The following is a 25,319-nucleotide window of genomic DNA, read 5'->3' on the forward strand; positions in this document are numbered from 1 at the left end:
ACGTTATTTGACTTTTGTCAGAGCTCGTGAATAATGTCGAAATAACTCATTTCTGGAATATGCCGTATGCCCATCCGCTCCACCGACCAGGTACTGCACAAAGCCGCCTGGCTCTACTACACCCATGGCATGCGGCAGGATGAGGTGGCAAAGCACCTCGACATTTCCCGCGCCTCGGTGGCGATGTACCTCAGGCGGGCTCGGGAAACAGGCATCGTCAACATCGCGACATCAACACAGCTTTTCGCAGACGACGTTCTAGCACGCCAGGTGGAAGATGCGATCGGCCTCAAGTCCGTCTGGATTGTTCCGGAAGATCGGCATGCGCTGGATCCGACAGCGGAAATGCCGGTCGTGGCGGCCGCCGTATTTCTGGAACTGATCGGCAAGGGTGATAGGGTCGGCGTTGCCTGGGGGCGAACCGTCTATCACATTGCCGACGTCATGCCCTTCGCCGACCTGCAAGGGGTAACGGTGGTCCAGCTTTGCGGAAACCTTGGCGCGCCCTATTCCTATCGGCCCGACCAATGCACGACAGAAATTGCGCGGCGGTTGAACGCAGAAGGTATCAACTTCTATGCGCCGTTGGTTCTAAGCTCCGAGCGGTTGGCGCACGAGCTGCGGCAGGAGCCGGTTATCCAGGAGCAATTGGCCACGATACCGGACTGCACGCTCGCGCTTTATTCCGTTGGCGGCATCGAGGCCGACAGCCATCTTGTCAAGTGCGGGGCGCTGACCGCCGAGGAAATGAAGGCGCTGGGCGAGGCAGGCGCTGCCGGTGTCATCGCTGGCCAGGTGATCGACCGGGAGGGGCAATTGATGGATTGCGCCCACAACCGTCGATGCATTTCTGCCGATCTCGACTCCATCCGGTCAATCCCGAAGCGGATGATGGTCGTGCAGGAGGACGAGAAGCTGGAACCTTTGGTCGCTGCCATCAAGGGCGGCTTTGCTTCGCATCTTATCATCACCGCTTCGATGGCACGGCGTCTGCTCGATCGCTGGAGCGGCACCGCGGCACCAGGCAGCGGGACCTGAATTCAATAAAGTCAGGCATGGCGGGTGCGGAGGCGCTGGCTTTGCCGTGAACGGAGGAGGACATCATGAAGAATCTTTGGCGCGACAGCGATGCGGAAGCAATGGTCGAAGCCTATGCCAAGAAAGGCATCAATCGCGATCTCGCACTCAGAACCTACACGACCCGGCTGCTCGGCGGAGAGCCACGCCTGGTGCTGCACGGCGGTGGCAACACGTCGGTCAAGACTGTGGTCAGCGATATCGTCGGCGACGAGTGGGAGGTCCTCTGCGTCAAGGGCAGCGGGTGGGACATGGGCACGATCGAGCCTGAAGGGTTGCCCGCGGTCAAGATGGCGTCGCTGCTCAAGGCCCGCAAGCTTGACGCGCTCTCGGACGAGGACATGGTGACGCTGCAACGCGCCAACTTGGTCGATCCGGCATCGCCCAATCCCTCGGTTGAGGCGCTTTTGCACGCCTTCCTTCCGCACAAGTTTGTCGACCATACCCATTCGACCGCGATCCTCGCGATCGCCGACCAGGTAGCCAGCAAGGAGATGAGCTCGGCAATCTTCGGCAAAAAGATGGGCTTCGTGCCCTACATCATGCCGGGCTTCGCCCTCGCCAAGGCCGCTGCCGAAGTGTTCGATTGGGACCCCGATGTTGACGGTCTCATCCTCGACAAGCACGGCATCTTCACCTTTGGCGAGACGGCCAAGGAAGCCTATAACAGGATGATCCATTACGTCACGCTGGCGGAAGACTATGTGCGCGAGCACGGGAAAAACCCCTTCACGCCGGCAATCCTGCCGCAGACAATTGCTCCCGCGAGCGAGATCGCATCAATGCTGCGTGGCGCGGTTGCCGTCGCTCGTGGCGAGGGCCGTTACGATCGCATGGTGAGCGAATTCCGGACGTCCCCTGCGATCCTCGAATTCGTCAATGCACGTGAGGTCGAGGACATGGCCTCGCGTGGTGTCTCGACCCCTGATCTGTCGATCCGCATCAAGACCGGTCCGATGGTATTGCCGGCGCCGGACGCTGATCGGATCGAGGATTTCCGCAGCGTCATCGAGGCCCGCGTGGCAGCCTTTGTGGCAGACTATACGGAGTACTTCCGCACGAACGACGCGCGTGACGATGTGAAGCGGACGATGCTGGACCCGATGCCGCGTCTCACCCTCGTCCCCGGCCTCGGCATGTTCGGCCATGGCCGCACACTCAAGGACGCGAAGATCGCAGCCGATGTCGGCGAGATGTGGATCGAGGCGGCACGGGATGCGGAATCGGTCGGGCGCTTCGAGCCCGTCAGCCGACCGGATCTCTTCGATCTCGAATACTGGTCCCTGGAACAGGCAAAACTCGCCGGTGCCAAGCCAAAACCGCTAACGGGACAGGTGGCATTCGTAACCGGCGGTGCCGGCGCCATCGGCGCAGCAACGGCCAAGCTCTTCGCGCGTGAAGGCGCCCACGTCGTGGTGGCTGACCTCGACGGCGGCAAGGCGAGTGATATAGCCAAGGCGATCGGCAACCACTCCATCGGCGTGGCGTGTGATGTTACGGATCCAGCCTCGGTGCGCGCCGCCTTCGATCGTGCAGTTGCAACCTTCGGCGGCGTCGACATCCTTGTCTCCAATGCCGGTGCGGCATGGGAGGGCGCCATTGCAACGCTCGATGACAGCTTGCTACGTCGGAGTTTTGAGCTGAACTTCTTCTCGCACCAACTGGTCGCGCAAAACGCCGTCAGGATCATGAAGCAGCAGGGCACCGGCGGCGCGTTGCTCTTCAACGCAAGCAAGCAGGCGGTCAATCCCGGGGCAAAATTCGGCGCCTACGGACTGCCGAAAGCCGCAACGTTGTTCCTCTCTCGGCAGTACGCCCTGGAGCACGGGGCAGATGGCATACGCTCGAATGCTGTCAATGCCGACCGTATTCGCTCGGGGCTGCTGGACGACGAGATGATCGCCAAGCGAGCTGCCGCCCGCGGCCTTTCGGTCAAGGACTATATGGGCGGCAACCTGCTGGGGCAGGAGGTGACCGCCGAGGATGTGGCTCAGGCCTTCCTCAATCATGCACTGGCCGAGCGAACGACCGCGGACGTCACGACGGTGGACGGCGGCAACATCGCTGCCGCCCTGCGCTAGACCAGGCCTAGATCCGCTTCTCCGGTCACTGGCCGGAGGGGCCAAGCCGCAGCCAGACAACTCCGCAAACGAAAAAGGCGGCCCGAAGGCCGCCTCCCATTCGCCAGACAAAGCCGGAAGCTACTTCTTGCTGGGCGTCGGCATCCATGCAGGAACCGCAACGTCGGCATGGGCGAACTGCGGCAGCTTGGCGCCGAGCTCTTCCATGTTCTTGATGTCGGCATCCTTCAGCTGCTGCTGCGTGATCAGGGTCGGAGGAACGATCACGTTGTGGCCTGGATCTTCGCCGGCAAGCAGCATGGCAAGGGCGCGAACGGACACCTGACCGACCACGGCAGGATTGGTCGCAGCCGTTGCAGCCCAGGCGCTATCCGGTTCGCGCATGGCGGCGATATCGGAGGTGGAAATATCGGCCGAGTAGATCTTCACGCTGGTCGAAAGGCCAGCTTCGTCGACCGCGATCTTTACGCCCTTGGCGAACTCGTCATAGGGCGCGAACATCACCTGGATATCGGGGTTGGCCGAAAGGACCGAGCGGGCCTGGTTGGCGACAGAGTTGGCGATGGGATTGTCCATCGTTCCGAACATCGCGGCTTCCTTGATGCCCGGATACTTCGTCTTGAACTCCTTCCAGGTCTCGTCGCGGCGGTCGAGCGGCGCGATGCCGGCGACATAGACGTAGCCGGCCTTCCAGCTCTCACCGTTGTCCTTGATGGACTGCTCGAGCGCGAGTCGCGCCAGATCGCGGTCGGACTGCTCGATCTGCGGGATCTGCGGGTTCTCGACGTTGACGTCGAAGGCGACAACCTTGATCCCGGCATCGACGGCGCGCTTGGCCGCTTCCTTCATCGATTCCGTCAGGCCGTGCTGGATGATGATACCATCGACCTTGAGCGCGATCGCCTGGTCGACCATGTCGGCCTGCAAGGCGGCATCCTGGCGGCTGTCCAGCACGCGAAGATCAACGCCAAGGGCCTTGGCCTGCGCTTCGACACCCGACAGATAGGATTGGAAGAAGTCGCCGGTCGACAGATAACGCACGAGGGCGATCTTGACCTTGCCGGGATTATCAAAGGGCTTGGGCATTTCGGCCGAAACGGCCATGCCAGAAAAGGCCGTCGCGCCCATAAGACCTATGGTCAGCTTGGCGAGTGTTCTGCGCGTAATATTCATTCCTGTCTCCTCCACAGTAGACGCTTTGTTGTTCATGCGTATGCGCGATGGGCCTCCCAGCCCTATCGTTTGCCTCTCCCCGATAGAGCAAAGGTAAAGACCAGCGCGATGACCAGCACCGCACCCTTGACGAAATCCTGCGTGTAATAAGGCGCGTTCATCATCGTTAGGCCCTGCAGGAGAACACCGACGAAGAGCGCACCGATCGCGGTGCCGAAAGCGTTCGGCTTGGCAACACCAAGCACTGCAAAGCCGATGAGCGCGGCCGCAACCGCATCCAGTAGGAGATTGTTGCCCGAAGCGATATCGCCACGACCCAAACGCGCCGCAAGCAGGATGCCGCCGATCGAGGCGAAGACGCCTGAGATGACATAGGCGAACATCTTGTAGGCATTGACCGGCGCACCAGCGAGCTGGGCGGCGCGCTCGTTCGAACCAACAGCGTACATCATCCGGCCGTAGCGGGTATACTCCAGGAAGAACCAGATGAGCACGGCGAGGACGATCAGCACGACGACCGAAACCGGCACCAGATTGGGCAGGATGAGGTCGAAGCGATGGCGCCCGAGTGCCAGGAAGGCCGGGCTGAATGTGCCGCTTGCGGTGCTGCCGTCAGGCAGGCTCATGCCGGTCGCAATCGATCGGCCTTCAGTGGGAATGCGTTGCAGCCCGACAAGCAGGAACATCATACCCAGCGTCGCCAGCAGGTCGGGAACGCGCATGTAGACGACCAGGAAACCGTTGATAAGCCCGATGACGATGCCGATCAGCAGGCAAGCGGCAATGGCGGTCAACGCGTCACCACCCATGATGACCATGATGTAGGACGAGGCCATCATCGCCGTTGTCGCAACGGAGCCGATCGACAAATCGAAGCCGCCGACGACCATGGTTGCCGTGACGCCGAGCGCCAGGATGCCGGTGATCGAAACGGATTGCAGGATGAAGACGGCGCTCTGCGGCGATGCAAAGCCGCTGGTGACGATGGAGAAATAGACGAGCATGCCCGCCAGCAGCACCAGAAACCCATAGCGGATCGCGAGCTCGCGAATGGTGGCGCTGCTCGCCTGCGGCGGAACGCTTCGTGTCGTCGGCGCAGCGGCGATCGGCGTGTCGTGATCAGTCATTCAATTCACCATTTCATGTTGCCCGGCGATTTCGGTCAGCAGCTTGTTGACGTCGATATTCGCGTTGCGGTGTTCGCCGACCAGGGTCTGCTCGGACATCACGAGAATGCGGTCGGCAATTTCGAAGGCCTCATCGAGCTCGGTGAGAAAGACAACGGTCGCCCTTCCCTTGGCCGAGGTTCGCAGCTTGCCTGCAATGTCGCGCCGGGCAGCGATGTCGACCCCCTGAAAAGGTTCATCGAGCACTAGCAGCCGGCACGGCTGGCTCAGCCAGCGGGCGACCATGACCTTTTGCTGGTTGCCGCCCGACAGCGTGTGCATCTCGTCGCGCTCCGACCGGCAGACGATGCCGAGCGCCGCAATCTGCCGCTTCGCCTCGCCCCGTTCCGAACCGCGGCTCGAGACCCCGCCGAGATGCGCGAGCCGCCTCAGGAACGGCAGGCTCATGTTCTCGTAGATATTGAAATCGGGAATGATGCCGCTGTCCGTACGGTCCTTGGCAACTAGGAAGACACCCTCGTTGATTGCCTGCTGCGGTGTGCGAGGCTTGTAGGGCTTGCCATCAAGCGACATCTGGCCGGCAGCGGGCTGCCTTGCACCGAAAAGCGTTTCGGCAAGCGCAGTCTTGCCAACGCCGACGAGGCCGGTGACAGCAACGACTTCCCCCTCGCGAAGGGCAAAGGAGAAGGGCCGAGCACCGCTGGCCAGTTGCAGGCTCTCGGCGGAGAGAACCGGCGCCCCTCCGGTTTGTACGGTGATGCCGCCGTGGCTGATCGTCTTGCCGAGCATGGCGTTGACCGCACCCTCGTAGTCGAGGTCGGGGCCGGCAAACGTACCGGTGATCCGTCCGTCTCGGAGGCTGACGATACTGTCGGCAAGACGCCGGATATCAGACATCCGGTGCGAGATATAAAGGATCGCCACTCCGTGGGCGCGCAGGCGGTCGACAAGCTGGAACAGCCGCTCGGCCTCGGCGCTCGACAGCGACGATGTCGGCTCGTCCAGAATCAGGACTTTCGGTTCGTGCGCCATGGCGCGGGCGATCGCAACCATCTGCCTGTCGGCAAGGGAGAGGTCGGCAATGCTGGCGTCGAGATTGATCGACAGGCCCATGCGGTCGGCAACAGCTTTTGCTTCACGCCGCACCCGCCTTGGATTGAAGAACCAGCGGGCCGAGCGACCGTTCAGCCGGTCAAGGGTGAGATTTGTCGCGACATCGAGATCCGCGACGACACCATCGTTGATGTTCTGATGGACGGTCACGACACCGGCGCGGATGGCCTCTGCCGGCGAGGTCGGAAAGAAGTCCCTTCCCGCGAGCGAGATATGGCCAGCGTCGCGCGTATAGACGCCGCTGACGATACGAACGAGTGTCGACTTGCCAGCGCCGTTTGCGCCCATGAGGGCAGTCACAGAGCCGGCGCGCAGTGAAAGATCCACCCCGCCGAGCACCTGAATACGACCAAACGACTTCCGCAGTCCTTCGACGCGGAACACAGGTTCTTCGTTCATCTCCATCCTCCCGACATAATGCTAGGACGGGAAGTCATCAAATGTCAAGCGCGTTGACATTTGACAAAGTAGCCCATATCAAATGCCATCAAGATCGTTGATTGGGAGATCGCTGGCCGACCAAAGAGGAGGGAAGCCAGTAGTGCGGGGTGGAGACGAGCCCGCACGAAAACGATCCGGGAGGAAGATAATGACGGATACGAAACCGTTCGTGGCGCTATGCCCCGAAACGTTGCCGCAACGGCTGGGCGCCCTGCCCGAACTCAGGGCAAGACTCGGCGCCAATAACGAGAGCTGGCGTGTCAAAGAAGTCGGCGACGGCAACCTCAACCTGGTCTTCATCGTCGAAGGCGACCAGGGAAAGGCGATCGTGAAGCAGGCGCTGCCCTATGTGCGCCTTGTCGGCGAAAGCTGGCCACTGCCGCTGAAGCGGTCCTTCTTCGAATATCACGCCCTGGTCCGCCAATCGGAGCGCGACCCCGGCATGGTGCCGGAGATTTTCTATTTCGACGCCGAGCAGGCGATCATTGTCATGGAATTCCTGTCGCCGCACATCATCCTGCGGCGCGCGCTCATCGAGGGCCAGCAGCTTCCGAGGATTGGTCGCGATCTCGGCCTCTTCGCGGCGCGGACGCTGTTTCGTGGCTCGGACCTTGCCATGTCCGCGCGCAAGCGCAAGGAGGATTTGGCGCTGTTTTCCGACAATGTGGAGCTTTGCGACATCACGGAAAACCTCGTCTTCTCCGATCCCTACTTCGAGGCGTCCCTCAACCGGCACACGTCGCCGCAGCTTGACGGCCTGGTGGCCGAATTGCGGGCCGACCGCGACCTGAAAGTCGAGGCGCAGAAGCTCAAGCATCTCTTTACCGCCAAAGCGGAGACGCTGCTCCATGGCGACCTCCACACCGGATCCGTGATGGTGACGGGCGAAGAGACGCGCGTCATCGACCCGGAATTTGCCTTCTACGGCCCCATTGCATTCGACGTGGGCATGATGATCGCCAATTTCTGGATGAGCTATTTCTCGCAGGCAGGGCACGAAGAAGACGGTGATCGCGAAGAAATGCGACGCTACCTATTGGGGGTCGTCGACGAGATCTGGACGACCTTCCGCGCGGAATTCGCTCGCCTCTGGCACGAGGAGCGCAACGGCATCCTCTACCAGCGATCACTCTTCGAAGATCGCGGCGACCGGCTGGGCTCCGAACAGGCGCTCGACCACATGCTGCACGAGATCTGGACCGACATGCTCGGCTTTGCCGGTGTGGAGATCCATCGCCGTATCCTCGGCCTCGCGCACAATGCCGATTTCGAAACCATTTCGGACCTCGACCTGCGCGCGCGCTGCGAAACGAAAGCCCTGAAGCTGGGCCGCCATCTCGTCGTCAACCGCCGGCAAATTCATAGCCTTGCGGAGATCAACTCTTTGGCCAACAGGCTCGAGAAGGAGACAGTCAGTTGAAAGTCGGAGAACGCCACTACCACACCATCTGGCTGAACGAGGACGGCAGATCCGTTGACATCATCGATCAACGGTGGCTGCCGCATGAGTTCCGGGTGGTCACGCTGAAGAACGTGGAGGACGTTGCGGTTGCCATTCGCGACATGTGGGTACGAGGCGCGCCACTGATCGGCGTAACCGCGGCTTATGGTGTTGCCCTTGCCATGGCCTCCGACAGTAGCGACGCATCGCTCGACACAGTCTGGGAAACCCTTCACGAGACGCGTCCGACGGCCATCAACCTGCGCTGGGCGCTCGATGCCATGCGTGAGTTTCTACGCAAGCTGCCCGAAGGCGAGCGAGCTGATGCCGCCTATCGGCGTGCCGCTGAAATCGCGGAGGAAGATGTCGACCTGAACCGCAGCATCGGCATGAACGGCCTTGCCGTCATCCGTGAGATCGCTGCGCGCAAGAAGCCCGGCGAGCCCGTCAATATTCTCACGCACTGCAACGCCGGCTGGCTTGCCACCGTCGATTACGGCACCGCCACGGCCCCGATTTATCTGGCGGCCGAAGAAGGCATTCCGGTGCATGTCTATGTCGATGAAACCCGGCCACGCAACCAAGGCGCCCAGCTGACGGCATGGGAACTGAACGGCCATGGCGTGCCGCATACGCTGATCGTCGACAATGCCGGCGGCCATTTGATGCAGCATGGTGACATCGACATGGTGATTGTCGGCACCGACAGGACCACGGCAAACGGCGACGTCTGCAACAAGATCGGGACCTACCTGAAGGCTCTTGCCGCCAAGGACAACAACGTTCCTTTCTATGTGGCACTTCCCTCGCCCACCATCGACTGGACGGTGCATGACGGTGTGCGCGAAATCCCGATCGAGGAGCGCAGCGCCGACGAGGTAACCTTCGTGCAGGGTCGCAGCCCTGACGGTTCGATCGCCACCGTTCGCGTTTCACCGGATGGAAGTCCCGCGGCCAACCCCGCCTTCGATGTGACGCCGGCCCGCCTGATTACCGGCCTCATCACGGAACGCGGCATCGCCGAAGCCTCGCCATCAGGGCTGAAGGCGCTTTTTCCCGAGCGGAGATAATCATGAGCATCCCCAACAAGCAGCGCACGGAGGATGTCGCAGCCGGCATCCGAAAGCGTGTCTTCCTCCATACGATGCGGAACAATGGCGGCTATCTGAGCCAGGCCTGCTCCGCAGCGGAAAGCCTGGCATTCCTCTACAACGAGGCACTCCATCTCGGAGAACCGACACTTCCTAAAGTGCCCCTGCCCTTCGCCGGCGTTCCGTCGTCTACGAACCCACAGGCATTCACCGGGGCGGGTTATCACGGTCCGTTCACGCCGGAATACGATCGCTTTATCGTCTCGCCCGCGCATTATGCGCTCGTCATCTACTCGGCGCTCATCCAGGTGGGTCGCATGGACGAAGATGCGCTTGACCATTTCAACCGCGACGGCGGTTCCGTCGAGATGATCGGCGCGGAACATAGCCCGGGCATGGAGGTAACGACCGGATCGTTGGCGCAGGGTCTCTCCATGGCATCGGGCCTCGCCTGGGCGCGCAAACGCCGCGGCGAACCCGGCAAGGTCTGGGTTTACATGTCCGATGGCGAATTCCAGGAGGGACAGACCTGGGAGTGCCTGGCCGCCATGAGCTACCATGGCATAGACAACATTCGCGTTGTCGTAGACGTCAATCGTCAGCAATGCGACGGCGCCATGTCGTCCGTGCTTGATCTCGGCGATCTGCCCGCGCGTGTTGCTGCCTTCGGCGCCACCTGCCGCTCCATCGACGGCCATGACCTGCAGGCCTTCCGGACGGCAGCCGACAGCGCCGAGACGGGAAAACCGCTCCTCATCCTCGCGAACACCTCGCCATTCGAAGGCATGCCGTTCCTGAAGAGACGGTTCCCCCGCCTCCATTATGTCCGTTTCAAATCCGCCGACGAGCGCCAGGAAATGCAGGCGGCGATCGCCGCCGAACTCGGTGTCGACATTGCAGAAATAGCGAGGGCCTGATCATGGTCGAAATCGTCAATCGCCCCTACGCCAAGGCTTTTGAAGCCTTCGCTTCGGCCCGACCCGAAGTGCTTTGCCTGTCGGCCGACCTGACATCGTCGTGCGAAGTCGATGGATTCCGCGATCGTTATCCGGATCAGTTTCTGTCGCTTGGGATGGCCGAGCAGAATATGCTGTCCTTTGCCGGCGGGCTGGCGATGCAGGGCTTTCGCCCGTTCATCCATACCTTCTCCGTGTTTCTCTATCGCCGTCCCTACGATCAGTTGATCAACTCGATCGCCTATTCCAACCGCAAGGTCCGGATGATGGGTTTCCTGCCCGGCATCACGACGCCGGGCGGCATCACCCATCAGGCGATCGAAGACATATCGGTCATGCGGGCGATCCCGAACATGACGGTGCTCGAGACCGGCGACGCGACCGAAGTGGAAACGGTGCTCGATGTTGCCGACGCCATCGACGGGCCCGTCTATGTTCGCGTCTTGCGCGGCGAGGTGCCGCGGCTGTTTTCGACGCCGTTCGAATTCAGCCGGCTGCGTACGCTTAGTGAAGGCGACGATATTCTTGTCGTCACCTCGGGTGTCTGCACGGAAGAGGCGTTGCGTGCGGCCGGGCCGCTGAAGGAACGCGGGATCGGCGTTCACCATCTCCACGCGTCGACGCTGAAGCCGTTCGACCGTGATGGTCTCATCAGGGCTGCGCGCGGCAAGAAGGGTGTTGTCACGCTTGAAAACCACACGATCAACGGCGGGCTTGGTTCGCTGGTCGCGGAAATTCTGGCTGAAGAGGGTCTCGGCATCCGCCTTCGCCGGCTGGGACTGGAAGACACGTTCGCCCATGGCGCCTCCAAGCCCTATCTGATGAAGAAATACGGCCTCGACGCCAGCGCGCTGACGCACGCGATCAGCAAACTTCTCGGCCGCGACCTCGATATTGCCGATGCCGAACTTGACGCCGTCCGCCTTGATACGGTGCATTCGGCGCAAAAAGCGGAAGCACTGTGATGGCTGAGCGGTTCTCCGTTACCTACTGGCTCGGCGCCACCGACGAGAAGGAAGCTCGAGCGCGGGCTCTGGATATCAGCGTCGAACAGACGGTCGAAATCCCGCGCGATACCGTGCCCCACGGTTACGTCGAAGACGAAATCCTCGGGCGGCTCGAAACTCTGACCCACGACGGCAGCCAACGCGGGGGCTTTATCGCCGAGATCTCTTACAGCGAGGACGATGTCGGCGGCGACTTCCTGCAATTGCTGAACATCGTTTTCGGCAACTCGTCCATCAAGATCAACACCCGTGTCGAAGGGATCAGACTTTCGCCCGGCCTGCGCACGCTATGCCCCGGACCCCGGTTTGGTGCAGCGGGATTGCGCACGCGCACCGGCGTCACCTCCGGACCGCTGATCATGTCGGCGATCAAGCCGGTCGGTCTCTCGACGGCCGAACTTGCCAAGCTTGCCTATAACTTTGCACTTGGGGGCATGCACCTCATCAAGGATGACCACGGGTTGGTCGATCAGCCGACGTCTCCTTACGCGGATCGGCTTGCGGCCTGCGTGACAGCCGTCGCGGAGGCGAATGCCAAGACCGGTTTTCAATGCGCTTACGTGCCGAACATCACAGGCCCTGCCTCGCAGATCGTCGATAGAGCATTCATGGCAAAGGAAGCGGGCGCCGGCGCCGTCATGCTCGCTCCCTCTCTTGTCGGCTTCGACGTTTCGCGCGGCCTTGCCGCCGATCCGGATTTTGGCCTGCCTATCGTCTCCCATCCGACCTTCTCCGGGGCGAACGTCATCACGCCCACGACCGGCTTCTCGCATCGCTTCTTCTTCGGGACCCTGCAGCGGCTGATGGGGGTGGATGCGGTGGTGTTCCCGAATTTCGGCGGCAGGTTTGGTTTCTCGCGCGACGAATGTCTGTCGATCCTCGAAGGCTGCACAGAAGATCTTGGCGGGTTGAAGCCGATCTTCCCCGCCCCTGGAGGCGGCATGACCTTTGAACGGATCCCTGACATGCAACGCGCCTACCGCGAGCACGTGATCTACCTGATCGGCGGTGCGCTTCTACGCGAAAACGACCTTGTCGCCGCCTGCCAGACCCTGCGTAACGCGATAGCGGAAGCGGCGGCGCATATTCGTTAGCCGCCGTCCGCGGTCATCCGGCGGCACAGCACGAACATCGCACAAAGGACAATCTTCGATCCGGCAATATCGAAGATTGTCTATTGCTGCACTGCAACAGAAAGCATATGCTCCTCTCGTATCGCTGAATTCGAAGGGTCGCCATGCCACCGAAATCGAGTAGCAGCATTCAGACCCCACGGTCCGATGAGGCACCTTTGCCCATCGATTTGGCCTTGCAAGGCGGCGGCGCGCACGGCGCCTTTACCTGGGGCGTGATAGAGCGAATTCTTGACGATCCATCGCTGACGATCTCGAGCATAACCGGAACATCCGCCGGTGCCATGAACGCGGTCGTCCTTGGCCATGGCTATACATCAGGTGGTCGGGACGGGGCGAAGGCGGCGCTTGAGGCATTCTGGCGCCGGGTCAGCGATGCAGCCCGGATGAGCCCGATCCAGCGGACGCCGTTTGACGTCGTGACAGGCAACTGGTCGCTTGACAATTCGCCGGCCTATGTCCTGTTCGACCTCGTGAGCCGGCTTTTTTCTCCCTACGAGATCAATCCCGCCAACATCAATCCACTACGCGATATCCTTGAGGAGAGCGTCGATTTCGACGCCTTGAAGCGCGCCCCGATCAAGCTCTTCATCAACGCGACGAATGTGCGAACGGGCCTTCCACGCGTTTTTCGCAATGAGGATTTGAGTGCCGACGTCGTTCTCGCCTCCGCCTGCCTGCCTCTGATGCACCAGGCGATCGAAATCGATGGCGATCCTTATTGGGACGGCGGCTTCTCGGGCAATCCCCTGCTGACACCGGTCGTGCGAGAGAGTTCGGCGCGCGATATTCTACTCGTTCAGGTCAATCCGATAGAACGCGCGGGCGTGCCGAAGACGGCACGCGAAATCCTCAATCGCATGAACGAGATTTCTTTCAACTCGAGCCTGAAGAAGGAGCTGCGGGCAATCGCCGTCTTTCAGCGTATGCTTTCTGAAAGCGGTCGTGCGCCGGAAGAGTTGGCCTGGGCCAAGGACTGGGCGGGAATGCGCCTCCATCGGATCACCACGCCGAGAATGGTCGAACTCGGCGCATCGTCCAAGCTCAATGCGGAATGGCAGTTCCTCTGCATGCTGCGCGAGGAAGGCCACGCCAGCATGGAGCAATTCATGAGCGAACACGGCGACGATCTAGGCACGCGAGCAAGTTTCATCATCGAAGATCTTCTTGATACCATTCTGGCATAAGGCGGCATCGCAAGTTGACCATGGATATTGTCGGCGTTCTTCTTGCTCTCGGCATTCTCGTGTGGCTCGCCTATCGCGGCTGGAGCATCCTGCTCCTCGCGCCCTTCTGCGCGATACTCGCGGCACTCCTGGCCGGTCAGCCGCTGCTGGCCAACTGGACGCAGACCTTCATGCGCAACGCGGCGGATTTCGTCGCCCAGTTCTTCCCGATCTTCCTGCTTGGTGCGCTGTTTGGAAAACTCATGGAGGCGACTGGCTCGGTGAGCGCGATTGCCTCGGCAATGACGGAGCGACTTGGGACCAAGCGGGCGATCCTCGCCGTTGTATTGGCCGGCGCCCTCGTCACCTATGGTGGCGTCAGCCTGTTTGTCGCCTTCTTCGTGCTTGCGCCCATGGGCCACGCGCTCTTCAAGGCCGCCGATATTCCCCAACGGCTGATGCCGGCGGCTATCGCACTCGGAACCTCGACATTCACCATGTCGGCGATGCCGGGTACGCCGGCGATCCAGAACGCGATCCCGATGCCGTTTTTCGGGACGGGGCCCTTTGCCGCTCCGGGGCTCGGTATCATTGCCTCGGTGATCATGCTGGGCTTCGGCATGTGGTGGCTGACTAGGGCACAAGGCGGAGCGGTGCGTGCGGGTGAAGGCTACAATTACAGCGGAGCGAGCGCTACGGAGGCCATTTCCCGCGACGAGACAATACGCGAACGGGGCGCTGCGGCTCACGAGTTTGATCCAAGCGAGATGGAGCGCGGCGGCCACGCCACCACTTCCCCCTCCGCCGGGATCGCAGCGCTTCCCCTGGTGGCGGTCGTGATCGTCAATCTGCTAATGTCATTTGTCGTCTTGCCTCGCATGAATGCCAGCTTCCTGGCGGAGGCAACCTGGGGAGCAACCTCGCTTTCCGCCGTTGCGGGCGTCTGGTCGGTCATCGTGGCGCTGGCGGCAGGAATTGTCACCCTGCTGGTGACGAACGTTCGCAACCTTCCCGGCCTCAGAGGGATCATGGACGCCGGCGCCAATGCGGCAGTCCTGCCGATCCTCAGCGTCGCGAGCCTGGTCGGTTTCGGCGCAGTCGTCGCCGGCCTGCCGGCATTCGAGCAGGTGAAAAGCTGGGTACTCAATATTGAAGGCGGACCGCTCGTTTCGCTCGCGATCGCAACCAACATCCTCGCTGCACTGACAGGATCTGCCTCCGGCGGCCTGACGATCGCCCTGGACGCACTCGGACCGACCTACATGCAGATTGCATCACAAATCGGCCTCAACCCGGAACTGATGCACCGGGTCGCGGTGATCGGGGCAGGCACGCTCGACAGCCTGCCGCACAACGGCGCAGTCGTTACGCTTCTGGCCGTCTGCGGTGTCTCGCACAGGGATGGTTATCCCGATCTCGCCGTGGTGGCGATCGCCGGAGCGCTCGTTGCGCTCACAGCGGTCATCATCCTCGGAAGCATGTTCGGATCATTCTGATCTAGAAATCCCGGATCCGGCGGCAAGCGGCCTGCAGATCATTGAAAGCCTCGTAGCGCTTGTTGTGGATTTCAGCCAAGGCGCCGCCAACGGGCGTGTGAGTGCCGGCAGCGCCGGAGAGGCTGCTCATTGCAGAGCCGACATCGGAAAAGGCGCCGGCTGCGACCGCGCCAAGGATCGCCGAGCCGAGCAGGACAGGTTCGTCCGACGTCGGTGCCACGACGGGCTTGCCGCAGGCATCAGTGAGGATTTGCCGAACAAAATCGTGTTGCCCCGCCCCGCCGCTGATCACGACCTGCTCGATATGGGCGCCGGCCGTTGCCTGAGTTTCGATAATCTGCTTGAGGCCGTAGCCGATCCCGCAGACGCCGGCCACATAGAGCGCGACTAGGTTGTCGAAGTCGCGCTCCATGCCGAGGCCGGCAATGACCGCACGCGCATGCGGGTCCGCGAACGGAGCGCGGTTGCCGAGAAACTCCGGAACGACGTGGAGACCTGCCGCGAGCCGCACGGCGTCCGACAGGTCGTTGACCTTTTCGGCGGCCGCGTCCGCAAGCAGGACCGGCAGCGGGACACGTCGCTCCGCGGCGCGTGCCGCCGCCTCCGCCGCCGCCGGATGGAACGACAGAAGCTGGTCGATGGCGGCGCCGGCCGCGCTTTGCCCGCCTTCGTTCAACCACATGCCGGGAACCATCGCCGAGTAGTAAGGGCCCCATACGCCCGGCACAAAGACAGGCTCCGGCGTCGAGGTCATGGTGCAGGACGATGTACCGAAGACATAGGCGAGGTTGCGCTGAGGTTGGCCACCAATGCCCACCGTTCCGATGCCGCCTGCATGCGCATCGATCATGCCAGCCGCAACCGCCGTCCCTGCTTTCAGGCCCATGGCTGCGGCAGCAGCCTCTGTCAGTCCGTTCCCCAAGGTCGTGCCTGGCTCGACGATCTCCGTTCCGATCCGCGCGAAGCCCTCATCAGCAAGCGCCCCAAGGCCGATCTTGCGGAAATAGGACGGATCCCAGCGCTCTTCATGCGCCAGATAGGTCCACTTGCAGGTCACTGTGCAGGTGGAGCGAGCGAGCGCCCCGGTCGAGCGCCAGGTGAGATAATCGGCAAGGTCGAAGAACTGCCAGGCAGCATCGAAGATCTGCGGCCGGTTCTCTTTCAGCCACAGCAGCTTCGGCGTTTCCATCTCAGGGGAGATGCGCCCGCCGACGTACTGCAGGACATCATGGCCAAGCTCATTGATACGTTCGGCCTGAGCAACGGCACGGTGATCCATCCAGACGATAATATCGCGGTTCGGGTCTTCCGACGGCCCGACGGGCAGCGGCTTGCCAACCTCGCCGAGAACGACGAGCGAGCAGGTCGCATCAAATCCCAGACCGATGACGGACGCCGGATCGACACCGGCAACCGACACGGCTTCGCGAACAATCGAGCACACCGCATCCCAGATTTCGGTGCTCGATTGCTCGACCATGGCCCCGGCTTCGCGAAACAGCGAGATATCCCGCTTTGCGACGGCAAGCATGCGACCATCAAGGTCGAACAGGCCCGCGCGGGCGCTTCCGGTGCCGACATCGACGCCGATGACGTGGCGCGCGCCCTTCGGCGCTGCCGTGTTCGGTGTGGTGCTCATGGTCTTTGGCTCTTCTTATGTCTTTGAATCAGGAATCGGCTTGCAGCCGATTGGCCGGTCTTACAGATCGACGCTGTTCGGTAGTATGACGAGATCGCGGATGGTGACATTGCGCGGCCGCGACAGCATGAACAGGACGGCTTCAGCCACTTCCTTCGGCTGCATCAGGCTGCCGTTGGCCAGGGCCTCTTCCATCTTCGCCTTCGGCCAGTCGTCGAGCAGTGCCGTGACCACGGGCCCCGGCAGAACTGCGCCCACGCGCACGCCATGCTGCGCGACCTGGCGGCGGGTTGAATGAACGAACGCCTGTACCGCAAACTTCGATGCCGTGTAGATCGGCTCCCAGACGACGGGCACGACGCCGGCGATCGAGCTGGTGAACAGGATATCGCCCGACTTCTGCGCGATCATGTGCGGCAGGACGGCGTGGACCGACCGGAACGCCGCATTGATGTTGAGGTTGAGCATCCGATCCCAGGCATTCGGATCGCCTTCAGCCACGGCACCGCCGATATAGGCGCCGGCATTGGCATGGAAGATATCCAGCCGGCCTGCCAGTTCGAGAATGCGCGGCAGGATGCCGGAGACTTCCTCTGGAGCGAGCAGATCAACGACGAGCGGCTTGGCACGGTCACCGAGTTCGCGGCAAAGCGCATCAAGCTTGTCCTTCGCCCGATCGATGAGGACGACGGTTGCACCTTCGGCAAGCAGCGTGCGGGCGCATTCAAGCCCGATACCGGAAGCGGCACCGGTGATGGCGGCAACCTTGCCCTTCATGAGTTCAGCCATAGCGTAATTCTCCTGGAATATGATGTTAGGCGCGACCGTGGCTGACACGGGACCGGCGAGCAAGCGAGTCGACGATAACGGCGATCGCGAGAACCGCACCGGTGATCATGTAGCGCAGCGACGAGCTGAGATTGAGAAGCGTCAGGCCGTTCGAAATCGCCTGGATGACGATGATGCCCAGCAGCGCGGAGTAAGCGCTGCCGCGACCGCCAAACAGGCTGGTTCCGCCGATAACCGCCGCCGCGATGGCGTTGAGGTTGACGTCGCCGGTGCCTGCCTGCTGGCTGGAAGACGCCAGGCGGGCTGCCGACAGGATGCCGCCGAGGGTTGCCAGCGTCGAGCAGAGCATGAAGGCGCTGAGATAAATGCGGCGGACATTGATACCGGAGCGGCGGGCAGCCTCACGATTACCGCCGACGGCAAACAGCGACCGGCCCCACTTCGTCTTGGTCAGCGCGTAGTTCAGAATGACGACCAACGCGACGAGCAGGCCGAACATCCACGGAACGCCGCGACCGAGGTTGAGATAGTAGGCCGCGAACTCCAGGGCGACGGTCAACACCAGCGCCTTGACCACGAGGGCACCAAGCGGCTGAGACGACAGATTGACAGCCTGACGGCGGCGGCGCGTGATGACGCCGACCACGACCATCACAAGACCCGGCAACAGCGCCAGCAGATGCGAAGCCCAGTGCGGCATGACCATGATCTGGCCGAAACGAACGAGCGGCGAGGCATAAGGCAGGTTGATGCTGCCGGTCGGGCCGAGAATGTAGAGCTGCAAACCGAGAAGGGCGAGCAGACCGGCAAGCGTCGCAACGAAGCTCGGCATGCCAAGGCGATTATACATGACCGCGTAGAGCGCGCCGACGGCGGCGCCGCTTGCCAGCGCAGCAAAGATCGCGGCTGCGATCGGCCAGCCGGTATTGACCCAGAGAACGCCGATGATGGCCGATGCCAGACCACTCATCGAGCCAACGGAAAGATCGATCTCGCCGAGCAGCAGCACACAGACAATACCGAGCGAAATGATGCCGACGGTGGCGCAATCGAACAGGAGGTTCACCAGGTTGTTCGGCGCCAGGAAGATCGGGTTCAGGATGCTGAAGACGGTCGAGATGACGATCAGGCCGACGGCGACAGGCAGCATTCCCAGATCGCCGGAACGGACACGATCGATGAACGCATGCAGCATGTCGGCGATGCCGTCATTGTGCTTTACACGCACGTCGCTGCGATCCAGGGCCTGGCCCTGGGGTGTTTCGGAGATTTTCTGGGTCATGCGGCACCCCCGCTCAAATCGTTGTGCTGGCCAGCCTTGCGATCAAGGCGGCGGGATACGGAATTCTCGGTCGCACCGGTAATCGACGCAACGAGTTCCTGGTTGGAGGCGTCAGGGCTGAAGATCCCATTGTTGCGGCCAAGGCGCAGAACCACGATCCGGTCGGCGACAGCGCGTACGTCTTCCATGTTGTGACTGATGATGATGACCCCGAGCCCGCGTTCGCGGACACGTTCGATCAGGTTGAGGACTTCGGCGGTCTGGGCGACACCAAGGGCGGCCGTCGGCTCATCCAGCATGATAATCTTCGGGTTGAGCAACAGGGAGCGCGCGATGGCGACCGTCTGGCGCTGACCGCCGGAGAGCGATGCGATGGGCTGACGAACGGAGGGAATACGTGCGGCAAGCTCCTTGAGGAGGGTCCACGCACGCACTTCCATGGCCACTTCGTCGAGGCTCCATGGAGACAGCTCGTGACCCAGGAAAAGATTGGCAACGACATCGAGGTTTTCGCAAAGCGCCAGATCCTGGAAGACCGTCGCGATGCCAAGCTCGAGCGCCCGGCTCGGACTGTCGAGAGAGACCTGTTGGCCACAGAACTCGATCGTGCCCGACGAGGGCTGATACACGCCCGCAAGGACCTTGACGAGGGTGGACTTGCCCGCGCCGTTGTCGCCAACCAGGGCGACAACCTCGCCGGCATGCACCTCGAGGTCGATGTCGGTCAGCGCCGACACGGCCCCGAAATTTTTGGAAATGCGGCTGAGCCGCAGAATGGCACTGCCCTTTTCCGGCATAGCACTGATTTCTCGCACCATGGCTGAACGCCCTTTGCAAATAGAGATGTGCCCGGCCGGAAACGACCGACCGGACACCTTGGGAGGTATTACTGGGTGATGCCGAGCTTCTTGCAACCGTCGGCGTATTCGCCGGTGCAAACTTCCTCAGGCGTCTGGATCTTCTTGTCGAAGATTTCAGCCTTGATGTTCTCGGCTGTTACGACGGCCGGGATGAAGAGCTCGGATGGGGTGTTGTAGAGCGTCGTCTTCGGCGCCGGGGTCGCCCCCTTGGCCAGCTGGACGGCGACGTTGGCAGCTGCTGCCGCCACGATCTCGGAAGGCTTGGAGATCGTGTTGTACTGGTCACCGGAGATGATCAGCTGCAGGGCCGCGATCGTCGCGTCGTTGCCCGTTACCGGCGGAACCGGCTTGACGCCGGCAGCCTTCAAGGCCGCGATGGCGCCGCCACCAGTGCCGTCATTGGCTGCAACGATACCCTTGATCTGATCGCCGAAGCGCGTGATCTGGCCGGCTGCCCATTCCTGAGCCTTCGGCGGCGCCCATTCCGGCGTGTCGAATTCCGCCAGCGTCTTGTAGCCGGAATCCTTCAGGCCGCGATGGATACCGTCGCGGATCAGGCCAGCGGCTGCGTCTGTCGGAGAACCATTGATCTGCAGCACGCCCGAACCCTCGGCAACGCCGCCTGCCTTCAGGTGGTCGACCAGCGACTTCGCGATCGCGTAGCCGATACCTTCGTTATCGAAGGATACGTAGTAGTCGGCTGCCTTGTCCGGGATCGGACGGTCATAGGCGATAACCTTGACGTCCTGCGAATGTGCGATTTCAACGAGGCCGGCTGCGGCCGCGGAATCGACCGGATCAAGCACGATGACCTTCGCACCCTGGGCAATCACCGAGTTGAACTGCTGCTGCTGTAGGGCAGCATCGGCATTGGCGTTCTGGTAGATAACGGTGCAGCTGGCGCAGAGCTTTTCCATCTCGGCCTTGAAGCCAGGAAAGTCGTGCTTTTCATAGCGCGTCGATGCTTGGTCGGGCATCAGGAATGCAACGGTCGCCGCTTCCTGAGCGTAGGCCGCGCCGGCAAACATGGCAACGGCTGCAGACGTTGCCAGCAACATAGTACGATACTTCATTCTCTCCTCCTTATTGAGCACATGCTCTATCGAGAGACGCCCTCCGGTTCGTTCCAAGCTACCTGCCCCGTTCTTCTCGAACCAGACACGCATTCATCGCCCGATATCGATTCGCATCGTACGGCCAATGACATTGGATCCACCCGGACACCGCCCGGTTGACTCTCCCAAGTCAACCAACTTCATCGATTGCGCAACCCTGCTCAATCGATGAAGCAACAATTGCCACCTTAGCCCAATGATGTCAAGCTACGTTCGACATGGAGGCACGCATTCGTGAATCAACCCAAGCAGACAAAAAAGACGACGATCTATGATCTGGCTGAACTTGCCGGCACATCGGCAAGCGCGGTCAGCGCGGTTTTGAATGGCAATTGGAAGAAGCGCCGGATCAGCAGCCAGCTGGCGGAGAGGATCACCCGGCTGGCGGAAGAACAGGGCTACGCGCTCAATATGCAGGCGAGCCTCCTGCGGCGCGAGAAGTCCAAGATCATCGGCATGATCGTGCCCAAGTACGACAACCGCTACTTCGGTTCGATCGTGGAGGCCTTCGAAAACATGGCGCGAGAGCGCGGATTGTTCCCGATCATCACCTGTACGCGCCGTGATCCAGAGCTCGAGATAGAGGCCGCACGGACCATGCTCTCGTACCAGGTCGAATGGCTGGTTTCGACCGGCGCCACCGACCCCGACCGTATCACCGACCTCTGCGCGGCATCAGGCGTCCGCAGCCTCAATCTCGACCTTCCCGGATCGCGCGCTCCATCTGTCATCTCGGATAATTTTGCCGGCGCCCGGGAACTGACCCGGCGCGTACTTGCCAATTGCGAGCGCAAGCTCGGCCGCGTCGAGCCACTGCTCTTCGTCGGCGGACGCGGCAGCGACCACAACACCTCAGAGCGCGTCCGCGGTTTCCGCGCCGCGCACGCCGATATGGGGCTGGCCGTTGATGACAACCATATCCTCACATGCGGCTACGCGCCTGAGAAAGCCGAGATCGCGCTACAGGCGCTTGCGCAACAGGAAGGAAACCTGACCCGGGGCATGTTCGTCAACTCGACCATTTCCTTCGAAGGGGTCATGCGCTGGATCAAGCGATCCCACCACTACGATGGGCGCCCGCCGGTCATGGGTTGCTTCGACTGGGACCCGTTCGCGGCCATGCTCGGCGATGACATCGAAATGGTACGCCAGGACGTGCCAGGAATGCTCAACGCTGTTTTCGGCATCATCGACCACGGGTCGAGCAAAGTCGAACGCATCGAAATCCCGCCTCTGTTCCTCAGCCAGAACTGATGGGAGACAGGTACGCCCGGCGCAATGCTGGGCGCGCCGTCAGGCGTTTTGCGCTCTTCTGCGCCAAACGTTTGCCAGCGCGGCGATAATGACCGTCCCCAGAATGAAGACGAAGGCGGCCGCCGCGATGGCTGGACTGATGTTCTCGCGGATCGTCGAAAACATCTGCCGTGCAAGCGTGCGCTGGTTGGGCCCTGCCACAAAGAGCGTCAGGACGACCTCGTCGAGCGAGGTTGCGAACGCAAAGACAGCGCCCGAGATGATCCCGGGGAGCGCCAGCGGCAACGTGACCGTTCTGAGCACGACATGCGGCGCAGCCCCCATGCTTGCCGCAGCATGTTCAAGGCGCCGGTCGATGCCCTGCAAGGAAGCCGTTACGTTCACGACGACAAACGGAACAGCCAAGACAGTGTGCGCGATGATGACGCCAATATAGGTGTTCGCAAGCCCATAGCGCGCAAACATCAGCTGCATGCCGACCCCGAGCACCACCGCCGGCACGACCATGGGAAGAAGAAACACGGTGCGGATGAAACCGAAGACGAGTGAAATACGCTTCCCGCGAAGGCCCAGCGAGCCGATCGTGCCGAGGACGGTCGCCAGGGCGGTTGTTCCTGCCCCGATCACCAGACTGTTGAAAATCGACCGGCGCCAGGCGTCCGCAGTGAACAGCTCCTCGAACCACCGCGTCGAGTAGCTTGGAATCGGGTAATTCAGGAAGACGCTGTTCGTAAACGCCAGCGGCAGAATGGCGATCAGCGGTGCCAGCAGAAAGAAGACGACGAAGATTGCAAAAGCGGCTTTCGAGATTGCCAACGGCTTCATGCCCGCGCCTCCTCTGAAGACAGTCGGAGATAGACGACGTAGAGGATGATCGTTGCGAGCAGCAGCACCAATCCGAGCGCACCCGCCATACCCCAGTTAGCTGCGCCAGTGGCGTAGTAGGCGATGACCGAGCTGATCATCTGGTCCTTCGCGCCGCCAATGAGCGCCGGGGTGATGTAGTAGCCAAGAGCACTCATGAAGACCAGCAGTGAGCCGGAGACCACGCCTCGCATCGACAGCGGCAGCAGAACCCGCAGGAATGCGCGTATCGGGTTCGCCCCCAGGGATGCAGCGGCGGGCATCAAATTCTTCGGGATGCCGATCAGCACGCTGAAAATCGGAAGAACCATGAACGGCAACAGCACGTGGGTCATGGCAATCACAACGCCGACACGATTGAAAATGAGCGGGATCGGGCCACTGGTGAGGCCGATCGCCTGCAGCGACGCGTTGATCAATCCGTTATCCTGCAGGAGGATGAACCAAGCCGCCGTGCGGACAAGCAACGACGTCCACAGCGGCAAAAGAACGGCACCAAGCAAAAGCTGACGCTGCCATCCGCTGACCGACGCGGCGACCATGGCGAAAGGCAGCCCGAGTAGAATGCAGGCAACGGTGACCATTGCCGATGTAATCAGTGTTCGAATGAGCGTTTCCCGGTTGGCCGATGCGCCCTCGGGCATGCTGGCGATAGCGCCGCTTGCATCGCGGGTCAGATCGACAGCCGCGAGCAGGTTCCTGTCGGTGATCGGCGAGCCGGCCGCATCCTGAACCGCGATCCAGAACGCAGGATCATTCCACCGGGAATCGATGGACACGAGGTCTGCGAGGGTCTCGTCGGATTTTACCGCAGTGCGTGTCTTGCTCATCAGCGTTCGAAAGCCGGACTTCGCGCTGTTCAGGCGGCGTACCAGGTCCCCGAAAAGCTCGTCATCCGTGATGCCGCGAATATCAGCGGCAAAGGCTCGTTGAGCATCGGCGGACGGAACACTCGCGCGGTCCCAGTCCTTGAGCGCGGACGTCACGGTTGGCAATGCGCGCGATGCAACCGGGTCGGAAACCGCCGACTTCATCATGGTGAAGAGCGGCGCGATGAAAAAGAACACCAGGAAGAGTGCCAATGGCGCGACCAGCAGCAATGATGTCGCGTGTTTTGCTAACTGGCCCTCTCTCATGCAACGATCCAGCATTGCTCTGGCGAGAAGGACGCAACGACCTGGTCGCCCAGCTCCGGCGGGGCTGCCTTTCGGTCGGCTTTCACGATGAAATCCTTGCCCTCGGACCGTACGCGAAGCTGCAGGTGATCGCCGTGATAAACAATGTCGGAAACCGAAGCCTTGAGGCGATTGGCGGCTGGCGTCGCGGAGTTGACCTCGATGCGTTCGGGCCTGATCGACAGCTTGACCTGCTTGCCTGGTTCAACCGGTGCGGACGCCCGAACATCGATCGTCGCTCCCCCATCGAGGCGCACGCTCAGCAAACCATCGGTCGCCTTGTGCACCACGCCGGCAACCAGGTTTGTCTCGCCGATAAATTCCGCAACGAACTGCGTCCGGGGACTGTCGTAGATCTGCGCCGGTGTGCCGATCTGCTCGATTTTTCCGTGATTGAAGATGGCGATGCGGTCGGACATCGTCAGCGCTTCCGTCTGATCATGGGTCACGAAGACGATGGTAAGCCCCAGGCGACGGTGAAGATCGCGAATATCGAGCTGCATCTGCTCGCGAAGTTTCTTGTCGAGCGCCCCAAGCGGTTCGTCCATCAGAACGACTTCGGGCTCGAAGACCAGCGCACGCGCGAGTGCGACGCGCTGCTGCTGCCCGCCGGACAGCTGGATCGGGCGCCGATCCTGGAAGACGCCGAGCTGCACCATGTCGAGAGCCTTGCCGACACGTTCGGCGATCTCAGCGCGGGAAACGCCTCTCATCTTCAAAGGAAAGGCCACGTTCTCAGCGACCGTCATGTGCGGGAAGAGAGCATAGTTCTGAAAGACGACGCCCATGTTCCGCTTATATGGCGGCAAACCGTCAACGCGCTTGCCGGCGACAGAAATTGCGCCGCTTGAAGGCTTCTCAAAGCCCGCCAACATCATAAGCAACGTCGTCTTGCCGGAACCCGACGGGCCGAGCATGCTGACGAACTCACCCTTTGCGATGGAAAGATCCAGATCGTCGACAACCGTCACGATGCCGAAAGACTTGCTTACTTTGTCGAAATTAATAAAGGCGTTGCTCATCAAGGCCCACTCTCATT

The 25,319-nt window shown here is 61.5% G+C and carries 21 protein-coding genes; 10 read left to right on the forward strand and 11 right to left on the reverse strand.

Annotated elements, in window-relative coordinates; translation table 11 throughout:
• Window positions 1-66: 66 nt before the first annotated feature.
• Window positions 67-1,038, forward strand: coding sequence for a sugar-binding transcriptional regulator (locus tag A6U87_RS20795; protein ID WP_065693198.1), 972 nt, complete (start codon window positions 67-69; stop codon window positions 1,036-1,038).
• A gap of 65 nt (window positions 1,039-1,103) precedes the next feature.
• On the forward strand, window positions 1,104-3,158 hold the full coding sequence (locus tag A6U87_RS20800; RefSeq protein WP_065693199.1) for a bifunctional aldolase/short-chain dehydrogenase: 2,055 nt from the start codon (window positions 1,104-1,106) through the stop codon (window positions 3,156-3,158).
• Between the two features lie 120 nt (window positions 3,159-3,278).
• On the opposite strand, the gene A6U87_RS20805 is transcribed toward A6U87_RS20800, so the two are convergent.
• From A6U87_RS20805 to A6U87_RS20815, 3 genes are all read right to left on the reverse strand, one after another.
• Window positions 3,279-4,331 (reverse strand): substrate-binding domain-containing protein, encoded by a 1,053-nt coding sequence (locus tag A6U87_RS20805; protein WP_065693200.1) that lies wholly within the window; start codon window positions 4,329-4,331, stop codon window positions 3,279-3,281.
• A gap of 62 nt (window positions 4,332-4,393) precedes the next feature.
• Window positions 4,394-5,458 (reverse strand): ABC transporter permease, encoded by a 1,065-nt coding sequence (locus tag A6U87_RS20810; RefSeq protein WP_083199619.1) that lies wholly within the window; start codon window positions 5,456-5,458, stop codon window positions 4,394-4,396.
• Window positions 5,459-6,970: a sugar ABC transporter ATP-binding protein gene (locus tag A6U87_RS20815; protein WP_065693201.1), complete on the reverse strand. Its 1,512-nt coding sequence runs from the start codon at window positions 6,968-6,970 to the stop codon at window positions 5,459-5,461.
• A gap of 190 nt (window positions 6,971-7,160) precedes the next feature.
• On the opposite strand from A6U87_RS20815, the gene mtnK reads away from it, so the two are divergent.
• From mtnK to A6U87_RS20850, 7 genes are all read left to right on the forward strand, one after another.
• Window positions 7,161-8,432, forward strand: coding sequence for an S-methyl-5-thioribose kinase (gene mtnK, locus A6U87_RS20820; protein WP_065693202.1), 1,272 nt, complete (start codon window positions 7,161-7,163; stop codon window positions 8,430-8,432).
• Complete coding sequence (mtnA, locus tag A6U87_RS20825; RefSeq protein ID WP_065693203.1) at window positions 8,429-9,523, forward strand: S-methyl-5-thioribose-1-phosphate isomerase; 1,095 nt, start codon at window positions 8,429-8,431, stop codon at window positions 9,521-9,523. The genes mtnK and mtnA overlap by 4 nt, the downstream gene beginning before the upstream one ends.
• Window positions 9,524-9,525: 2 nt before the next feature.
• A complete protein-coding gene (locus A6U87_RS20830) occupies window positions 9,526-10,461 on the forward strand; it encodes a transketolase (protein ID WP_065693204.1) in 936 nt (311 codons plus the stop codon).
• A 2-nt stretch (window positions 10,462-10,463) separates the two neighbouring features.
• Window positions 10,464-11,465 carry a transketolase family protein gene (locus A6U87_RS20835; RefSeq protein WP_065693205.1) on the forward strand — a complete coding sequence of 334 codons (1,002 nt, stop codon included), beginning with the start codon at window positions 10,464-10,466 and terminating at the stop codon, window positions 11,463-11,465.
• On the forward strand, window positions 11,465-12,601 hold the full coding sequence (locus tag A6U87_RS20840; protein ID WP_065693206.1) for a RuBisCO large subunit C-terminal-like domain-containing protein: 1,137 nt from the start codon (window positions 11,465-11,467) through the stop codon (window positions 12,599-12,601). The genes A6U87_RS20835 and A6U87_RS20840 overlap by 1 nt, the downstream gene beginning before the upstream one ends.
• A gap of 143 nt (window positions 12,602-12,744) precedes the next feature.
• Window positions 12,745-13,827: a patatin-like phospholipase family protein gene (locus A6U87_RS20845; RefSeq protein WP_065693207.1), complete on the forward strand. Its 1,083-nt coding sequence runs from the start codon at window positions 12,745-12,747 to the stop codon at window positions 13,825-13,827.
• 20 nt (window positions 13,828-13,847) lie between these two features.
• The gene (locus A6U87_RS20850) at window positions 13,848-15,302 is read left to right on the forward strand and encodes a GntP family permease (RefSeq protein WP_065693208.1); all 1,455 of its coding nucleotides are present in this window, start codon (window positions 13,848-13,850) and stop codon (window positions 15,300-15,302) included.
• Window position 15,303: 1 nt separating this feature from the next.
• On the opposite strand, the gene A6U87_RS20855 is transcribed toward A6U87_RS20850, so the two are convergent.
• The 5 genes from A6U87_RS20855 to A6U87_RS20875 all read right to left on the reverse strand — a co-directional run bounded on the left by A6U87_RS20855 (window position 15,304) and on the right by A6U87_RS20875 (window position 20,945).
• Window positions 15,304-16,941: an FGGY-family carbohydrate kinase gene (locus A6U87_RS20855; RefSeq protein WP_065693209.1), complete on the reverse strand. Its 1,638-nt coding sequence runs from the start codon at window positions 16,939-16,941 to the stop codon at window positions 15,304-15,306.
• 60 nt (window positions 16,942-17,001) lie between these two features.
• A complete protein-coding gene (locus A6U87_RS20860) occupies window positions 17,002-17,730 on the reverse strand; it encodes an SDR family oxidoreductase (RefSeq protein ID WP_065693210.1) in 729 nt (242 codons plus the stop codon).
• Window positions 17,731-17,755: 25 nt separating this feature from the next.
• Window positions 17,756-19,012 (reverse strand): sugar ABC transporter permease, encoded by a 1,257-nt coding sequence (locus tag A6U87_RS20865; RefSeq protein WP_065693211.1) that lies wholly within the window; start codon window positions 19,010-19,012, stop codon window positions 17,756-17,758.
• Window positions 19,009-19,830, reverse strand: coding sequence for an ATP-binding cassette domain-containing protein (locus A6U87_RS20870; protein WP_198928735.1), 822 nt, complete (start codon window positions 19,828-19,830; stop codon window positions 19,009-19,011). The genes A6U87_RS20865 and A6U87_RS20870 overlap by 4 nt, the downstream gene beginning before the upstream one ends.
• Before the next feature lie 68 nt (window positions 19,831-19,898).
• Window positions 19,899-20,945, reverse strand: coding sequence for a sugar ABC transporter substrate-binding protein (locus tag A6U87_RS20875; RefSeq protein WP_065693213.1), 1,047 nt, complete (start codon window positions 20,943-20,945; stop codon window positions 19,899-19,901).
• Window positions 20,946-21,221: 276 nt separating this feature from the next.
• Between A6U87_RS20875 and A6U87_RS20880 the strand changes: the two genes are divergently transcribed.
• Window positions 21,222-22,241, forward strand: a complete 1,020-nt coding sequence (locus A6U87_RS20880; protein ID WP_065693214.1) for a LacI family DNA-binding transcriptional regulator — start codon at window positions 21,222-21,224, stop codon at window positions 22,239-22,241.
• Window positions 22,242-22,280: 39 nt separating this feature from the next.
• Here the strand turns inward: A6U87_RS20880 and A6U87_RS20885 are convergent, their stop codons facing one another.
• Genes A6U87_RS20885 through A6U87_RS20895 form a run of 3 tightly spaced genes read right to left on the reverse strand, consistent with a single transcriptional unit; the run spans window position 22,281 to window position 25,302 of the window.
• On the reverse strand, window positions 22,281-23,066 hold the full coding sequence (locus tag A6U87_RS20885; protein ID WP_065693215.1) for an ABC transporter permease: 786 nt from the start codon (window positions 23,064-23,066) through the stop codon (window positions 22,281-22,283).
• Window positions 23,063-24,241, reverse strand: coding sequence for an ABC transporter permease (locus tag A6U87_RS20890; protein WP_141684017.1), 1,179 nt, complete (start codon window positions 24,239-24,241; stop codon window positions 23,063-23,065). The genes A6U87_RS20885 and A6U87_RS20890 overlap by 4 nt, the downstream gene beginning before the upstream one ends.
• On the reverse strand, window positions 24,238-25,302 hold the full coding sequence (locus A6U87_RS20895; protein WP_065693216.1) for an ABC transporter ATP-binding protein: 1,065 nt from the start codon (window positions 25,300-25,302) through the stop codon (window positions 24,238-24,240). Before A6U87_RS20895 ends, A6U87_RS20890 begins: the two co-directional genes overlap by 4 nt.
• Window positions 25,303-25,319: the final 17 nt, after the last annotated feature.

The sequence above is a fragment of the Rhizobium sp. AC44/96 genome, assembly GCF_001692185.1.
In the GTDB taxonomy this organism is placed as follows: domain Bacteria; phylum Pseudomonadota; class Alphaproteobacteria; order Rhizobiales; family Rhizobiaceae; genus Rhizobium.

What these genes read in the sequence shown, in the direction of transcription:
- A6U87_RS20805 (WP_065693200.1), bottom strand. Translation starts at nt 4,331, where the DNA reads ATGAATATTACGCGCAGAACACTCGCCAAGCTGACCATAGGTCTTATG.
- A6U87_RS20845 (WP_065693207.1), top strand. Translation starts at nt 12,745, where the DNA reads ATGCCACCGAAATCGAGTAGCAGCATTCAGACCCCACGGTCCGATGAG.
- A6U87_RS20815 (WP_065693201.1), bottom strand. Translation starts at nt 6,970, where the DNA reads ATGAACGAAGAACCTGTGTTCCGCGTCGAAGGACTGCGGAAGTCGTTT.
- mtnK (WP_065693202.1), top strand. Translation starts at nt 7,161, where the DNA reads ATGACGGATACGAAACCGTTCGTGGCGCTATGCCCCGAAACGTTGCCG.
- A6U87_RS20870 (WP_198928735.1), bottom strand. Translation starts at nt 19,830, where the DNA reads ATGGTGCGAGAAATCAGTGCTATGCCGGAAAAGGGCAGTGCCATTCTG.
- A6U87_RS20795 (WP_065693198.1), top strand. Translation starts at nt 67, where the DNA reads ATGCCCATCCGCTCCACCGACCAGGTACTGCACAAAGCCGCCTGGCTC.
- A6U87_RS20895 (WP_065693216.1), bottom strand. Translation starts at nt 25,302, where the DNA reads ATGAGCAACGCCTTTATTAATTTCGACAAAGTAAGCAAGTCTTTCGGC.
- A6U87_RS20865 (WP_065693211.1), bottom strand. Translation starts at nt 19,012, where the DNA reads ATGACCCAGAAAATCTCCGAAACACCCCAGGGCCAGGCCCTGGATCGC.
- A6U87_RS20830 (WP_065693204.1), top strand. Translation starts at nt 9,526, where the DNA reads ATGAGCATCCCCAACAAGCAGCGCACGGAGGATGTCGCAGCCGGCATC.
- A6U87_RS20885 (WP_065693215.1), bottom strand. Translation starts at nt 23,066, where the DNA reads ATGAAGCCGTTGGCAATCTCGAAAGCCGCTTTTGCAATCTTCGTCGTC.
- A6U87_RS20810 (WP_083199619.1), bottom strand. Translation starts at nt 5,458, where the DNA reads ATGACTGATCACGACACGCCGATCGCCGCTGCGCCGACGACACGAAGC.
- A6U87_RS20860 (WP_065693210.1), bottom strand. Translation starts at nt 17,730, where the DNA reads ATGGCTGAACTCATGAAGGGCAAGGTTGCCGCCATCACCGGTGCCGCT.
- A6U87_RS20875 (WP_065693213.1), bottom strand. Translation starts at nt 20,945, where the DNA reads ATGAAGTATCGTACTATGTTGCTGGCAACGTCTGCAGCCGTTGCCATG.
- A6U87_RS20800 (WP_065693199.1), top strand. Translation starts at nt 1,104, where the DNA reads ATGAAGAATCTTTGGCGCGACAGCGATGCGGAAGCAATGGTCGAAGCC.
- A6U87_RS20840 (WP_065693206.1), top strand. Translation starts at nt 11,465, where the DNA reads ATGGCTGAGCGGTTCTCCGTTACCTACTGGCTCGGCGCCACCGACGAG.
- A6U87_RS20835 (WP_065693205.1), top strand. Translation starts at nt 10,464, where the DNA reads ATGGTCGAAATCGTCAATCGCCCCTACGCCAAGGCTTTTGAAGCCTTC.
- A6U87_RS20850 (WP_065693208.1), top strand. Translation starts at nt 13,848, where the DNA reads ATGGATATTGTCGGCGTTCTTCTTGCTCTCGGCATTCTCGTGTGGCTC.
- A6U87_RS20855 (WP_065693209.1), bottom strand. Translation starts at nt 16,941, where the DNA reads ATGAGCACCACACCGAACACGGCAGCGCCGAAGGGCGCGCGCCACGTC.
- A6U87_RS20890 (WP_141684017.1), bottom strand. Translation starts at nt 24,241, where the DNA reads ATGAGAGAGGGCCAGTTAGCAAAACACGCGACATCATTGCTGCTGGTC.